Source organism: Dyella sp. SYSU CM1112, from assembly GCF_058216415.1.
This window is the reverse complement of sequence record NZ_JBZEGI010000004.1, coordinates 86,054-100,421: the sequence shown is the minus strand read 5'-3', so window position 1 is coordinate 100,421 and position 14,368 is coordinate 86,054. Positions and strand designations below refer to the sequence as shown.

6 protein-coding genes are annotated in these 14,368 nt (G+C 59.4%); all 6 read right to left on the bottom strand.

The window, feature by feature from the left end; genetic code table 11:
- Positions 1-103: 103 nt before the first annotated feature.
- Positions 104-3,229 carry a TonB-dependent receptor gene (locus AC4HNJ_RS07830; RefSeq protein ID WP_490478997.1) on the bottom strand — a complete coding sequence of 1,042 codons (3,126 nt, stop codon included), beginning with the start codon at positions 3,227-3,229 and terminating at the stop codon, positions 104-106.
- Between the two features lie 771 nt (positions 3,230-4,000).
- Entirely contained in the window at positions 4,001-5,926 is a 1,926-nt protein-coding gene (locus AC4HNJ_RS07825) for a CocE/NonD family hydrolase (protein WP_490478996.1), read from the bottom strand.
- 839 nt (positions 5,927-6,765) lie between these two features.
- The gene (locus AC4HNJ_RS07820) at positions 6,766-8,649 is read right to left on the bottom strand and encodes an AI-2E family transporter (RefSeq protein WP_490478995.1); all 1,884 of its coding nucleotides are present in this window, start codon (positions 8,647-8,649) and stop codon (positions 6,766-6,768) included.
- Between the two features lie 399 nt (positions 8,650-9,048).
- Positions 9,049-10,722: an EAL domain-containing protein gene (locus AC4HNJ_RS07815; protein WP_490478994.1), complete on the bottom strand. Its 1,674-nt coding sequence runs from the start codon at positions 10,720-10,722 to the stop codon at positions 9,049-9,051.
- Positions 10,719-11,108, bottom strand: a complete 390-nt coding sequence (locus AC4HNJ_RS07810; RefSeq protein ID WP_490478993.1) for a response regulator — start codon at positions 11,106-11,108, stop codon at positions 10,719-10,721. Before AC4HNJ_RS07810 ends, AC4HNJ_RS07815 begins: the two co-directional genes overlap by 4 nt.
- Positions 11,105-14,065 (bottom strand): response regulator, encoded by a 2,961-nt coding sequence (locus AC4HNJ_RS07805; protein ID WP_490478992.1) that lies wholly within the window; start codon positions 14,063-14,065, stop codon positions 11,105-11,107. The genes AC4HNJ_RS07810 and AC4HNJ_RS07805 overlap by 4 nt, the downstream gene beginning before the upstream one ends.
- Positions 14,066-14,368: the final 303 nt, after the last annotated feature.

Below are 14,368 nucleotides of genomic sequence, written 5' to 3'. Positions count from 1 at the left end.
ACACACTGCACTTGATCGCCATAGTCATCGGGCCAAACAAAGATGCCCCCATGTTCCTGGAACATGGAGGCATCGATGTCAGCCTGTCTACAACCTCAAGCGATTAGTTGTACTGCCAGCGGAACACCAACTGCCCGGCACGTCCCAGCTGGAATGTATCCGGTTGCATGAAATTGACGTTGAACTGTCCGTTGCCATTGGTCATCTGGTCGATGTACGACGTCACGGTCTGGCTGTTGAAGATGTTCAACACCTTCAGGTCCACCGAGAAGGCATTTTTACCGATAGCCCAGTCGTAACCAATATCCAGGTCCACTTGCTTGGTGGACGGCAGACGAGCGTAGCTACCTCGCGTGTAGATGATGCTGGACGACACCGGATTGCCAGCCAACGCGTTCTGCAACGTATTGCAGTAGTAGGCACCGTTGTTGCTCGTCTGGTTGCTGCCGATCGCCAGGCTTCCATTTGCGGGATAGGTAGAAAGGCAATTGACGGGACCGCCTGCGTAGTAGGTAAAGGCACCGCCCACACGCAGGCCCTTCAGCAGGTTGTTCGCGTGGATGAACTTGTAATAGCCGAATACCTTCAAGGTGGACGGGATATCGTCGGCCAGATTGCCGCTGGCTCCCTGCAAGAAGCCCGGCGCCGACAACTGGCTGTCGTAAGCGGTTGCGCCGGTATTGGCGACGCCCTGCGGCCCCTGGGTGGCGGCATAGCTGGTCGTGCCGTCGGTGTTGCCGAATTCATGACGCCATGTGTAAGACGCGCTGAGGTAATAGGGCTCGTCTTCGGTGTAGGCATGGTCCATCGTCAAGCTCAGCTGATAGATCCTGCGCTTCAGCGAGGCGTAGCCGATATAGCTATTCGGGAACGTAAACGGCGTGAGCGGGCTGTTCGCACCATTCAATTGCACGGGAATGGTGATGTCCTTGCCCGGTGTGATCAGGTATTGGCCCAGCAACACGGCATTGGGATAACCCTTGCTCTTGAGATAAGCCTTCATCTGTTCCGTATTGCTGTCAATATTCGGCAACCCCGTCAGCTCGCTGGTAAACAGCGAGGCACCGGCGACCCAGTTGTTCCCGAGTTTTTGCTGCGCGTAGACCTCGAATTGTTTCAGCTTTGCATTTTGCGCCGAGCTCGAAATGAATTGACTAGGCGTAAGATAGTGCAGACCCTGACCAGCAGCACCCTGGACAGCACCCACCTGCGTCAAGCCGGTCGGAACGGAACCGGCGCCCGTCCCGGAATACAGATACGTGGTTTTGGTACTGATGTAGCCCTGGCCCGGCGTACCACCGTAGGCATTGAAGTAAAGCGGTATGCCCTCGGTGTACTCGCCCGCCGTCGCACCGATTTTCAGGCTTGAATCGCCGTGGACGTCCCACGCTATGCCAAGCCGTGGCGTGGCGTTGCCCTTGCTGTACATCTTGACGTTGATGTTGTCGGTCATGGCGTAATTGTCGTAACGCCCGCCGATATACGCCGTCCAGTTGTCGGCAAAGTGCCAGCTGTCGGCCAGATAGAAGCCGTAGGTCGGTGAACTGTTGTAGAAAATACGCGGAGCGTAAGACTGCACGACGTACGACGTTCCCGGCGCAAATGGCTTACCGGTCAGCGGATTGATGGTCTGGCCGTTGATGGGGCAAGGTTGGTTCGGTCCGAGTGCCGTACTGCAACGGTCATAAGTCCACGTGTTCGGGTTAGGGATATTGGACTGCGCCATGGTGGGGCTGTATTCCTCGCCACCAAAGGTGATTTCGTGGTTGTCGGTGACATCCCAGGTGAAGTCGAGACGCGCGCCCATCATGCGGTAGCGCAAGGAATACAGACTGCTCGCGCCGTTCGACACGGTCTTGGTGTTGTTCTGGTTGTCCGGATCCGCTACCTGCACGTAGGGCACGTTTATTCCGTACTGCGGATACTGGGAGAAATCCTGCTGCGAGGTGCCGGCCATCGCGGATACCGAGAAATTGTCGGTAATCTGGCCGTGGTAGTTGGCGACCAACATGCGGTCGCGCCATGCATTGCCATTCCAATTTTGCAGTGCGGATGCCGCGCTGGACGGATCGTACGGCGTCGACAAGGGATATTGGGAGTACGTCTGGTTATTGAGCTGGCGATCAAAGAAAACGTTGAGCGTGTGGCCCGGCGCGATATTCCAGGTGAAATTGCCGAGCAGCTGCTTGTTCCGGTTTTCGTTGAGGGTCTGGTACTGGCCGTCATAGGTCGTGGTCGGATTGCTTCCTTGCACGCCTTGGCCATAGTTGTTCGGCTGGACTTCACCGAGCAGGTAGAAGAACACCTTGTCCTTGATGATGGGGCCGGACACCCAATAGTCCTGCAAAACGCTCGGTGACCAGTGACTCAACTGGTTGGCAGTGACCAGGTTGCCGTTGACGTCGTAGGTGTTCTTGCCGTTTTCATTGAGAAAACCCGTGGGCGGATTGAACTGCAGGTCCACGCCGCCCCTGAAGTTATTCGAGCCCTGCTTGATCGTGCCGGACACGACACCACCCAGGGCGCTGCCGTATTTGGCGTCCATGCCACCGTCGACGGTGGAAATGCTGGCGAAGGCTTCGTTCGGGATCTTGTCCGGCGCAGCGCCCTGCTGCATGTCGGTCACGTTGAATTCGTTGATGAAGTACCGGTTCTCGGTACCCGAGGCGCCATTGAACTGCGGCGACGCGCCGTGCGAACTCGTGATACTGGTGACGTTCGCCTGCATGGAAGCGACATTGAGCAGGTCCGCATTGACCAGCGGCAGCCGATTGATGTCGGTCGCATTCCAGGTCTGGATTTGCTGACTTGTCGTCACGTCGATCGCATTGACCGGCGGCTGCGAAGCCGTGACGTTGATGGACTTCAGATCCTGCACTTTCTCGCTGGCCGACGCCGCAAAGATCGCAGCACTGTTGGAACCTGCGACAACAGCAACGGTGCGTTGATCGACAACGTTGCCGCCCTGCAAAAGTTTTACGACGTAATTACCAGGCATCAGGCCCGTGACCGCGTAATGGCCATTGGCATCGGCGCGCACCGTGCTGTCGTAGCCGGTCGCCGGGTTGATGACTTCCGCGGCAACGTCTTTGCCTGCAGGCAAATTGCCGTACACACCACCGGTAATGCCCTGCGCAAACACCGAAGTGCTGGTCATGGCAGCGGCCCACAGGCCAATGCGTATGCTGGCGCGCAGGCTGCTGCTCAAACGAAACGGATACTTGCTCACTTGCCTCCCCTCCCTCTTAACTTATTTGCTGTGGTGCCCGCATTCATGATTTTTTGAGGGCACAAACTCACCCTGAGCCATGGCCGTTGCCATGGACTCTCCTTCACTGCTCTTCGGCGATACGCAACTAACTACTAGCTATGTGCTGCAGGCGAGATACGCGCCTTGCCACACTGTCCCCTGGAGTTCCTCCGGATACCGATCTTTCAGTCCACCCAAGTGCTCATGACAACGCTGTCCTTCCTGTCGCGAGCGAGCCAATCAATAGGACAGTAAAAAGGCGATGTCAACAGAAATTTGTATCGATTCAAATTTATATTTCTAAATATATCCCATTGATGCACAAGCATTTGACGGACGAATCGATATTGCATGGCAGCACGAAGATTAGATCGATCCAAGCTTTTCCGAGGATTACCTCGTGCTGCACCTGCGACGGCGGGTATGGGCGCTGCTGCCTGGCAGTGAGGTTTCTACTCGAATCATCTCGGCGCTCCTATTCAGGGGGATCGGAGGCCTCCCATCTGTCCTTTCCAACCAGGGTGGCTGGGCTACCGCTCACCCTTCTTGGCATGCATAAAAAAGTGCGCCCTGGATGGGCATCCGGGCGCATGAGCTCGACCTTTCCAAGGCAACCTCGATGGTGTCTTTCGGGCTTTTCACGAGTGCCAGGTCAGGTAGTTCGTGAAATCAAAAGGCCCCGTCCATACGGATATGTGGACGAGGCCTTGTCGTTTTTATCGGCGACCTCGGGTCAACTGGAGGGGCTGCTTAGTTGCTCGCCACCACCGGTAACAACACCGCGCTATGTCCATCAGAGCCGTGCTCGATGGTTACCGTAGCCTTCTGATAGTCGGACGGCTTGGCGAACAAGATATTGGGCACATAGGTCTGCGGGTTGCGATCGTAGAGCGGGAACAGCGTGGACTGGACCTGCACCATGATGCGGTGGCCAGGCTTGAACTCGTAGTTCGCGGTCGGCAGGCGGAACTTGTATTCCTGCACCACGTTTGCCGGGATCGGCGATGGGTTGGCAAAGCTCTTGCGATAACGCCCCCGGAAGATATCGAGCGACACCGGCAGCTCGTAGCCGCCCATGCTGGGGTCGGTGGGATCGGTGCCGGGATAAACGTCGATCAGTTTGACCACGAAGTCGCCGTCGGTGCCGGTGGTCTTGGCGAAGATGTCGGCGATCGGCGCACCTTGCACCCACACGGTCTTGGTCAGCACCGGCGTGGTGTAGGACAACACATCGGACCGATCCACCACGAAGCGCTGATCCTGGACCAGCCAGGTGCGCCAGCGGGCCTCATTGTCGACCGGGATCGGACGCGGCAGATACGGCACGGGCTTGGCGGGGTCGGAGACGTAGCTGTCTCCACCGGCACCGGGTTGCTCGAAGCCCAGGCCCATGTTTGCTTGCAGATAGAGCGGCGTGAGCGGCTGCTCGCTGGCCGGCTTCCAGTTCGCGAAGCTGTCCCAATGCTGCTCGACCGGGTTATAGATCATCGCCTCGGGCAGCGGCTTGGCCAACGGCGTGCCACGCAGGTAGTGATTGAACCAGGGAATCATCACGTGCTGGCGGAATTGAGCGGTGGTGTCGCCGGGCCACTTGAGCGGCCCCAGGTTCCAGCCTGCGCGGTTGATCTGGCTATGCCACCAGGGGCCGATCACGAGATGGTTGTTGTCGCCATGGCCCGCCTTGTCGAGGGCTTCCCAGGCATGCACGGCGCCGTAGATATCTTCCTGGTCCCACATGCCCTGCAGCCACATCGTAGGCACATCGGAAGGATGCTGGACGAGTAATTTGTCCAGCGCCTGCAGCTGCCAGAAAGCGTCGTAGGACGGATGCGCGGAGAAGCGGTTCCACCAGGGCAGTTGCTTGAAGCCGTTGGCGTCAGCATAGGCCCCGGCCGAACCGGCTTGGAGAAAGTTGGTGTAGTCGTCGTAGTTCTCGCGCGGAACGGGCTCGCCCGAACCCTTCGCGGTCATCTGCTCGGTGAAGTAATCGAGGTTGATCTCGCGCAATGCGCCGTAGTGGTACCAGTCGTCGCCCATCCAGCCGTCGATCATCGGGCTTTCGGGTGCCGCCGCCTTGAGCGCGGGGTGCGGGTGGAGCAGGGCCATGGCAACTGTCCAGCCGTCGTACGAGGAGCCGATCATGCCAACGTTGCCATTCGACGCCTTGATGTTCTTCACCAGCCAGTCGATGGTGTCCCAGGCGTCGGTGGTGTCGTCCGTCTTGGTCGGATTGAGCGGCCCCACCGGTGGGCGCGTCATGATGTACTTGCCTTCCGAACCGTATTTGCCGCGTATGTCCTGCCAGACCAGGATGTAGCTGCCATCAGCCCAATCCTTGTCGCCCGACCACACAGCATCGGCCATATGCGGGCTATTGCCCCTGACGAAGCCGCTGGCGTTGTAAGGCGTGCGTTCCAGCAGCATCGGCAGATCGTGTGCACCCTTCGGAATCAGGATCACCGTGTGCAGCTTCACGCCATCGCGCATCGGGATCATCACGTCGCGCCGGACGTAGTCGAAGTTGCCTTGCGGCTGCGTCCAGTGCGCCGGAATGTCCGATGCGGTCTGGATCATGTCGGGCGTGATCTTCGCCGAGTCCTGGGCCGTCGCAAACGCGGCGGCTGACAGCAAGCATGCAAGCGAAACGAACGCCGAGCTTAAAGCAGCAGTCTTCATATACAGGGTGCCTCATGATGGTGGTCGCATCCGCAACCTGTGACAGCTGTGTCCCGCAGCCATGCAAATCGCCGCTGGGATTTTGCAATGACCCGGGTTCTTATTCGATATGCCAACAGTCGTGTCCGTCACGCACGTCGACGGAGCAGAGCGCAGGAAACCCCGTTTCCCACGGCAACGCTATTGCCGATGCGCCAGCCCCCCTCATGTAGGCGCCGGATATCCCGCGTTGAACCATGGCATGCGGCGCACACGGAAAATGATCCACGAGATCTTGCGCTTCGGGTGACCCACGCCGGATTCGCCTCGACAGCACCGCTGCCTTCCATGAAAGGCGGCCGTGCTGTCTCTGCCCGTCACTCACACGTGGAGAGCGTTACATTCACAGATAACGCCGTCGCACCCATTCCGATGTTCAGATGTACTGCAGCGCACACATCGCGCCGGGGTTAGCGTGCGCTTCGTCTGCGTTGTGCCCATACTTCTTCCCTCATTGCAGAGAGGAAAGATCGAAACCTGATCCTCCACATCGCACGCTTCTCGCTCTCTCCCGCGCTCGCATGAGAGGGTGGGGTTGCTTGCGCTTGCAACACCACGCCGATTCAACGCGAGATTGACTTCACACCACCCCGGTCCTTCGTCACCGCACATCGTGGCGGTGCGATAGGCGCAGGATTGCGATTCAACGCGAGCTCTACTTCAGCACTGAAGGATGAACCAGCCACAGCGATACAGATATCGTCATCCAGCGTGCGTGGAACGAGGTCATCGGGTTTCGTTGAAGCGATGACACGCATGATTTCGCCGCACCGGCAATGGCCCCGGGCGATGCACATCGATCACTTCATGAATTTTTCGATCGTATATTGCGCCGCCTGCTCGAAGGACTGCGCGATTCGATCGATGTGCGGGCCAAACTTCGGCAGCTCCTGCACTTCCAGGAGATTAGGAAGAAGCACGGCGACGAAGGTGGCATCCGCAAGCCGTTTTCGCTTTCGCATTTCCCTTGCTGTGGCATCGCCGGATTCCCAGCCGTCGGCGCCGGAAGCGTTGACGATATGTATCATCGCGATGGCATCGGGCGTCGCTTCCGGATGGCTCTCCCCCTCAAAGTCTTCAATGTCCTTGATGGAGACGTGTCGCGCGTCGATATGAAGGTCGCGAAGAATGCGTACGAGTATCTCCGTCGCGATGTCGTCATAACGACTGCCGCCAGCCATGCATAGCACGACCGATCCAGGCGCCACGGCGAGCGATCCCTGCCAACGTCCCGCGACATGCTCACGCTGCTGCCGGAGGTAATGCACCAGGTCGTCATCGAGAACGGAAGCACGACGGCGCCACCGTGGTTGCGGCGGCGCTTCCCTTCCAAGCGACTCGATCACTTTGACAACGGTCGTTCTCGCTTTATGCAGCTGTTCCGGACCAATCGCTTTCTGGGCCAGATCCATCTGGGCAAGCTGTAGCGCCGGCAGCAATACGACATCGCAGTACTTGGCCAACGAACGCTGCCTTAAATAGCTGCGCGCGGCGGCGATGATTTCATCGGCATCACCGGAAAGCGCCCGTTGATAAAATCGCTGCGGCAACGTCAAGGCCGGCGTGTCGCCCAGCAGAATACCCAGCAGGGTGAACGCTCTGACGTGCCGCCCTATCACCACCAGGCAAAGGGTCAGAGGCGTAGACAGCACCAATCCCATGGGGCCCCAAAGCCAGCTCCAGAAGATGGCCGAGACAACGACCGCGAGCGGCGACAGCCCCGTCGCGTGGCCATACAACTGCGGCTCCAGCAACTGACTCACCAACACTTCGACGAGCACGAACAATCCGACGGTCATCAGCAGCAGTGACCACCCCGGCGCAACTGCCATGGCGAGCAAGGCAGCAAGCAGGGCGGCCAACCACACACCGATGTAAGGCACAAAGCGCAGCACGGCGGTAAGCGCACCCCAAAGCAGGGCATTGGGAAGTCCGATGAGGGCCAGTCCCAGCCATATCGCAAGGCCCACGCTGACGTTCACCGAAAACTGCGAGATAAAAAAACGAGAAAGCCGTTCGCCGGCGTCATTGATCGCGACGGTGGTCGCGCGTAAATCCGTACCGCCCACGGCACGGATAAAGCGGTCTCGCAGCGACTCATATTCAAGCAACACAAACACGAGTACGACCAGTACGATCCCCGCCGTTTCCAACGGACTCCAGAGAGAAGACAGGACTCTCCGCACCGCATTCCAGGGACTGCCCAAGGCGGGAACCTCTATCGCATGGGCGTATGAAGGCACGGCGGACGCTGTCTGTGCCAACTCGGTCGTGCCGTTGCCACCCAATACACCGATGACCCTGCCTGCTTCGCCCCGCATCATCTCCAAACGGGCGAGGGTCAGGTCATGCAGCAATTGAAGTTTGGCGTGAACGGTGCGCTCATATTGAGGAAGACTTTCTGCCAGGTGCACGATCTGGGAGCCGATAACCGTCATAAGCCCGGTTGCCACCAAGGCCAGCAGCAAGACCGCGATGAACACCGCGTACGCGTGCCCCAGTCGCATCTTCTGCAGCAGACGCACGAAAGGCGCCATCAGCAAGGCCAGAATCAAGGCCAGGATGACGGGAACCAGCACATCCTTGCCGAAATAAAGCAGTGCAAGCACCACGCCTGTGGCGATAACGGTCAATGAGCGTTGACTGGCCGAAGCGACGGGTTGCGGATCTGACGCGAGAGGCATGATGGAATGTCGACCGGAGTAGCTGTTCCGCCTGGGCTTATCACGCAAGGCGGCGCCTGAACTGCACACACCTCGGTCCCGGAGCATGGCTCAAGAGACCCAGGACCTTTTCAATCATCCTCTGCCTATTCTTTTCTTCAGTCGGGTCACCCTCGACATGGCCGGTACATACGGGCTCCGTCCCTTTGCCAAGCATCCCGCAACTCTGGCGCCCGTGTCGATGACACAGCTCATGCAGCCTCTCGACGGACACCGCTAAGCGGTGCCAGCGCGGCACGATCGCCCCGCTGGCCACGTCTGGCTAGCGCGCGCCGCGCGCCTATGGCGTGGACCTGTTGCATGCAGAAGTCGCCGGCACAAGGCCTAGCCGTATACGAAAAGCAACGGCGCATCACCGGTTCAGTGCAAATAGCTCAGAAACTCCGACTCACACCGCGGCTTACCCAGCAAATAACCTTGCACCAGCGGGCAACCGGCCTCGCGCAACACCGAGAGTTCGCCGTTCTGCTCGACCCCCTCCACGATCACCGTCAAGCCTAGTGACCTGGCCATGCTGATCAGCGATTCGAGCAGGCAGCGCATATTGGCGTCGTGGTCGACGCCGCTGACAAAGCTTCGATCGATTTTCATGGTGTCGCAAGGCAACAGACTTACGTGACTCAGCGACGAGAACCCGGTGCCGAAATCGTCCAGGGCCACATGAATACCCAGCTCACGCAAACAGCGCAACGCCGCGGCACAGGCGGGCATGTCCGGCACATGCACGCGCTCGGTGAGTTCTACCGCCAAGTGCTTGCGCAACGAGGCAGGCAAGGCATGGATGAGAATTTCTGTCAGCCGGCCTGATGCAAGGCTTCGCGCGGTGACGTTCACATGCAAGCAAAATGTCGGCGCCAGATTCCCATCCCAGGCGATCAAGCTGGCGATAGCGTGTTTCATCACCCATGCATCGATGCGGCTCATCAGCGGCGTGTGCTCGACCGCATCAAGAAACGCATCGGGACCGAGCAAGCCGCGCTCGGGGTGGTTCCAGCGCAGCAGCGCCTCGCCGCCCACCGCGATTACATTCCCCTCGACCGCGAAAATCGGCTGGAAATACAGTTCCAATTCGCCACGATCAAGTCCTCGCTCCAGTTGCTGGTGCACGGCCAGCGAGGCACGCGTACGAGTGCGCAGTGACGGGTCGGCCAGAATCACCCGTTCGTCACCGAGCGGGTCGATACGCGCGGCCTCGCTCATGGCCAGCCGCAGCAGTTCACCTGCTTCGATCGGCGTGCCATCGCTGGCGGGCCACATCGCTATCGCGGCGGTAAGTGCGCGCACCGAGCCAAAGATGCGCGACGATTCGCGCGCCGTCCTATCGAGGGTTGCCTGCACGTCCAACACGAGCTGCTGACTGGATCGTGTTTCCGGTATCAGCCAGCCCAGCATATCGTCGGCGATACGCGCCACGGTATCGACTTTGCTCCAGCGCGATGGCACATGCCCTGCGAGTTTGCGTAACGCAGAGGCCGCCTCTCCTTCGTCGGTGCCGAGCGCGATACCGGCGTAGTTGCTACAAGCGGCCGTGACCAGCACCAGCGGGCGCCCCGATGCCATCAAGCGATCGATTCGCTCGAGCAGTGCGGCGCGATTGGGCAACTCGGTTTCCGCGTCGAAGCGGGACAGAAAAGCACGCTCGATGGCGCGCAGGCGACGGCGTTCCAGCACCGACGCCATCCGCGCGCGCAGCATCGAGATAAGCACGGGTTTGGCCAGGTAGTCCTCGGCGCCAAGCTCGATGGAACGGGCCGCCAGTTCCATCTTATCGTTCGCTGAAATCATGATCACCGCGACGTCGCGCAGATAATCGTCCTGACGCAGGGCATGCAAGATCGCCAGACCGTCGGTGCCCGGCATCATCACGTCCAGCAACATGACATCCGGAACCTGCCGGCGCGCTTCAAACAGCGCCGCCTCGCCGTCGCGTGCCTCCACCACATTATGGAAACCCAGTTGCATCAGCCGCCTTCGCATCATGAAACGGCTGCTTTCGTCATCGTCGACGACGAGGATCCGCGCGTCCTGGGTCACGATGCATAGCTCCCTTTGCTGTCGCTCCTGATAACGCGTTGCAACGCATCGAGCAAGCGCTGAAACTCGATCGGCTTGGGGACGAAGGCATTCGCGCCCGCTTCCATCGCATTCAAAATGTCGGCCTCCATGACGTGCGCAGAAAGAACGATGACGGGTACGTCGAGCGTATGCGGATTGCTGCGTAATCTTTGCAGTACATCCAGGCCACTGATGCCCGGCAGGTTGATATCCAGCAGGATGGCATCCGGACGTTTCCAGACGGCCGCGATGAGTGCCTTTTCGCCATCTTCGACGTGGCGCACCTGAATGCCGTGCCGCTGCAACCTGCGAGTAAGCATGAAGGCATTGTCGGCATCGTCCTCAACGTACAGTACCCAGCTCATATCGCCTCCCTCGCCTCTCCCGCAGGCGCCTGCAATCGATCCAGCAAGCGGCGTATCTGCGGCACGACGTTCGCAAAGTCGACCTCGCCTTTGCGTATCAGCAGAACAGCGCGTTCATACAGGCTCTTGGTCACGTCCGGCGAGATATCCGCCGCGGTGACCAGCATGATCGGCACCGCCGCAAGCGCCCGGTCGGCTCGCATCGACTCGACCACCGCCAGCCCGTCCATGCCGGGCATGATCATGTCCAGCAGCAAGAGATCGGGAGCATGCTCGCGCATGATGCTCAGCGCGCGCTCGCCGTTCGATGCCGTGTCTACGTCGTAACCTTCTTCGCGCAGCACGGCCGCCATCTTGTCGCGATAAAGATCGTCATCGTCCACCACCAACAGGCGGCGGCTCTTCGCACTTCCGATGAAACGCTGGACGAGCCGGGTAAGGTGCTCCCGATCGAAAGGCTTGGTGAGATGTTCCACGACGCCGAGGATGCCGGTGCGCTGGTCCGGATCGGTCACCGTGCAAACGATCACAGGCAGTTCGGTGTGCTCGGGATCCGCCCTCAGTGCTGCAAGCACATCCCAGCCGCTCATGTCGCCCAATTGAATGTCCAGGATCATCACCGCCGGCCGGAGCGCGCGGGTGAGTGACAAGGCCTCTCTTCCGGAAGCGGCGCTGGCCACTTCGATACCGCTGCGCTCCAGTGCATTGCGAACGAGCTTGCACGCGTCCGGATCGTCATCCACGACCAGCACCAGTGGACGCCGCTGACGCGCAAATGAACTCTCATCGGCCACCGGCGAGAGCGGCTGCTCCGGGTGGTCGATCTTGCCGACCGGCAACGACACCATGAATACGCTGCCGCTGTGAATATCACTGGTCGCCTCAATCTGCCCTCCCATCAACCCGAGCAGTTGTCGCGAGATGGTGAGGCCCAGCCCGGAGCCGCCAAAACGGCGCGCAATCGAACGGTCGGCTTGCTCGAACGGTTCAAAGACGCGCTGCAGCTGCTCCATGGTCATGCCGATACCGGTATCCGCCACCGTGATGTGGAGCTGATCGCCACTGCGGGACAGCACCACTTTCACCTCGCCATTACGGGTGAACTTGATGGCGTTGCCGATAAGATTGAGCATGACCTGTCGCAATCGCGTGACGTCGACACACACCAGGCCCACATCGGGAGACGCCTCCAGCAACAGCTTGTTGGCGTGGGCGTTTGCCAGCGGTTGCATGGTATTGATCACGCTCTCGACAAGCGATTCCACGCTGACGACTTCATTATGCAGTTCGATGCGCCCGGATTCGATGCGAGCAATATCCAGCACATCGTTGATCAGCGACAACAGATGCCGTCCGGCATGGACCACGCGCCGCATGATTTCGCCCGTTTCGTTGTCTTCGCGATCATCGGCCTGTTCAAGCATAAGCTCGCTCAGCCCAATGATGCTGTTGAGCGGGGTGCGTAGCTCATGGCTCATGTTGGCGAGAAAGAGCGATTTCGCCTGATTGGCGGCCTCCGCCTCCATCTTGGCAGTTCGCAGTTCCTGCTCCATATGATTGCGCTGCGTGATGTCCATCGAGATCACCCCGACGCCAGCCACCTCGCCACGGGCGTCAGTGACGGGAAAACGCCGCGTGAGCAGCGTGTAGGAGCCCCCCAGGTAATTGACTTGTTCGTCGTAGGCGGTGATGCCATGTCCTTCGATCACCTCACGATCATGCTCGCGCACCAGTGCGGCAGTCTCTGCGGTGGCGACGCTATCGACGCTCTTGCCGATCAATTCTTCAACCGGTTTCCCCAGCAGCTTGGCGGCGGCATTGTTGACGCGCAGGAGGCGGCCATCGATATCCTTCACCTTTATTGCCACGCTGGAATGCCGAAAAATGTCATCCAGCAGATGTGCATTCATCCGCATCTTTTCGCGTATGACATAAAAGCCGATACGCATGCGGCTCAGCCACGCCGCCAGTGCCAGCATCAGCGGAAGCAACAGCACAAGGTAAAGCACGTAACGTCGACTCAGCAGGATATCCATCAGCTCGGGGGTCTTCGTCACCGAAACAATGCGCAATTGCGGCGCAGCATTTCCTCCCCCGCGATTCAAGTCGATTGTGTCAAACACCATATTGCCGAAGCTGCCGTGCTGCCGGCCGTGAGGCCCTGACTGCATGGCTTTCCAGATCGCAGGCGCATCGGTCGCGACCGTAGCCTGCGTAGCGTCCGGCATCATGAAGCGCCAGTCGCGATCGGGATCAGGGCCTACCAGCCAATGGCCATCCCGATCGACCAGCCACATGGACCCTTGTGCAAGCCCGGCGCTCTCCTTGAACTGGGTCAGCAATTGGTTGCCGTCGAGGTTGATGATGATCATCCCTACGCGACTGCCATCCGTGGAGAACAGCGGCCTGCCTATGCGTAACGTGGGCTCGTAGGGGGAAACGATACGGCCATGCTCGATGTTGAGATCAAGCGGCGAGACATACAACGCGCCGTCCGGCAGTTTCGCCGTTGCCGTGACATACGGCCGCGACGACTTGTCCTGCAATTCTGCTACAGGAATGCTGCGCACGCCCTGCGCGGTCCGATCGATCCGCAATACCTCCCTGCCCGCGTCATCGATCAGCCGGACTTGCAAATAGTCGCCACGCATGGCCGACAGCGTCGCGAAAAGATGTGCCAACACCTCGCGTGATGCCGGCGTCGGCGCTGCCATGAACTGCCGAACGATGGGAACCGCAGCAAGAAGGTTTATATCCCCTTTCGCGACATCGACGTCGGCGCGCAGCGTATGCACGGCCAAGCTGACTGCACCGACATTCAACTGATCGACATGACGTTCCGCGAATCGCCGTTCGACGACAGCGACAATAATCTGTACCAACACGCCCAGCGCGAAAAGAAGCGAAAACGTGAGCAGGAATCTGGCCAGCTCCCCGGCCAGAACAGGTCGCTTCATACATTTCCCCCATGTCCCTATTGCCCGCTTAGTTCGCTTTCTATAGGCGCGGTTGGCAGAGTATTACACTGGCTGATCAACGATGTCAGCTGACAGCCCTGCGCGCGTGTCGCGCCTTTTGCGCTTGGCGGAAAGTGTCGCGTTTGTGCAGTGATTTTGACGTAACGTTGACGCGCCCTTTACATTTTCACGCAGGCATCGAACAGGCCAGCCGCCCTGCCGGTCGAAAGCAAATCATCCCGCGTGATGCCCGATACAGCGTGGAAGCGTGTGATCACGCTTTTGGTGGTGGCCCCGATCAGT

Bases quoted from the DNA above. Each gene is read 5' to 3' on its own strand.
- AC4HNJ_RS07825 (WP_490478996.1), bottom strand. From the start codon at position 5,926: ATGAAGACTGCTGCTTTAAGCTCGGCGTTCGTTTCGCTTGCATGCTTG.
- AC4HNJ_RS07820 (WP_490478995.1), bottom strand. From the start codon at position 8,649: ATGCCTCTCGCGTCAGATCCGCAACCCGTCGCTTCGGCCAGTCAACGC.
- AC4HNJ_RS07810 (WP_490478993.1), bottom strand. From the start codon at position 11,108: ATGAGCTGGGTACTGTACGTTGAGGACGATGCCGACAATGCCTTCATG.
- AC4HNJ_RS07805 (WP_490478992.1), bottom strand. From the start codon at position 14,065: ATGAAGCGACCTGTTCTGGCCGGGGAGCTGGCCAGATTCCTGCTCACG.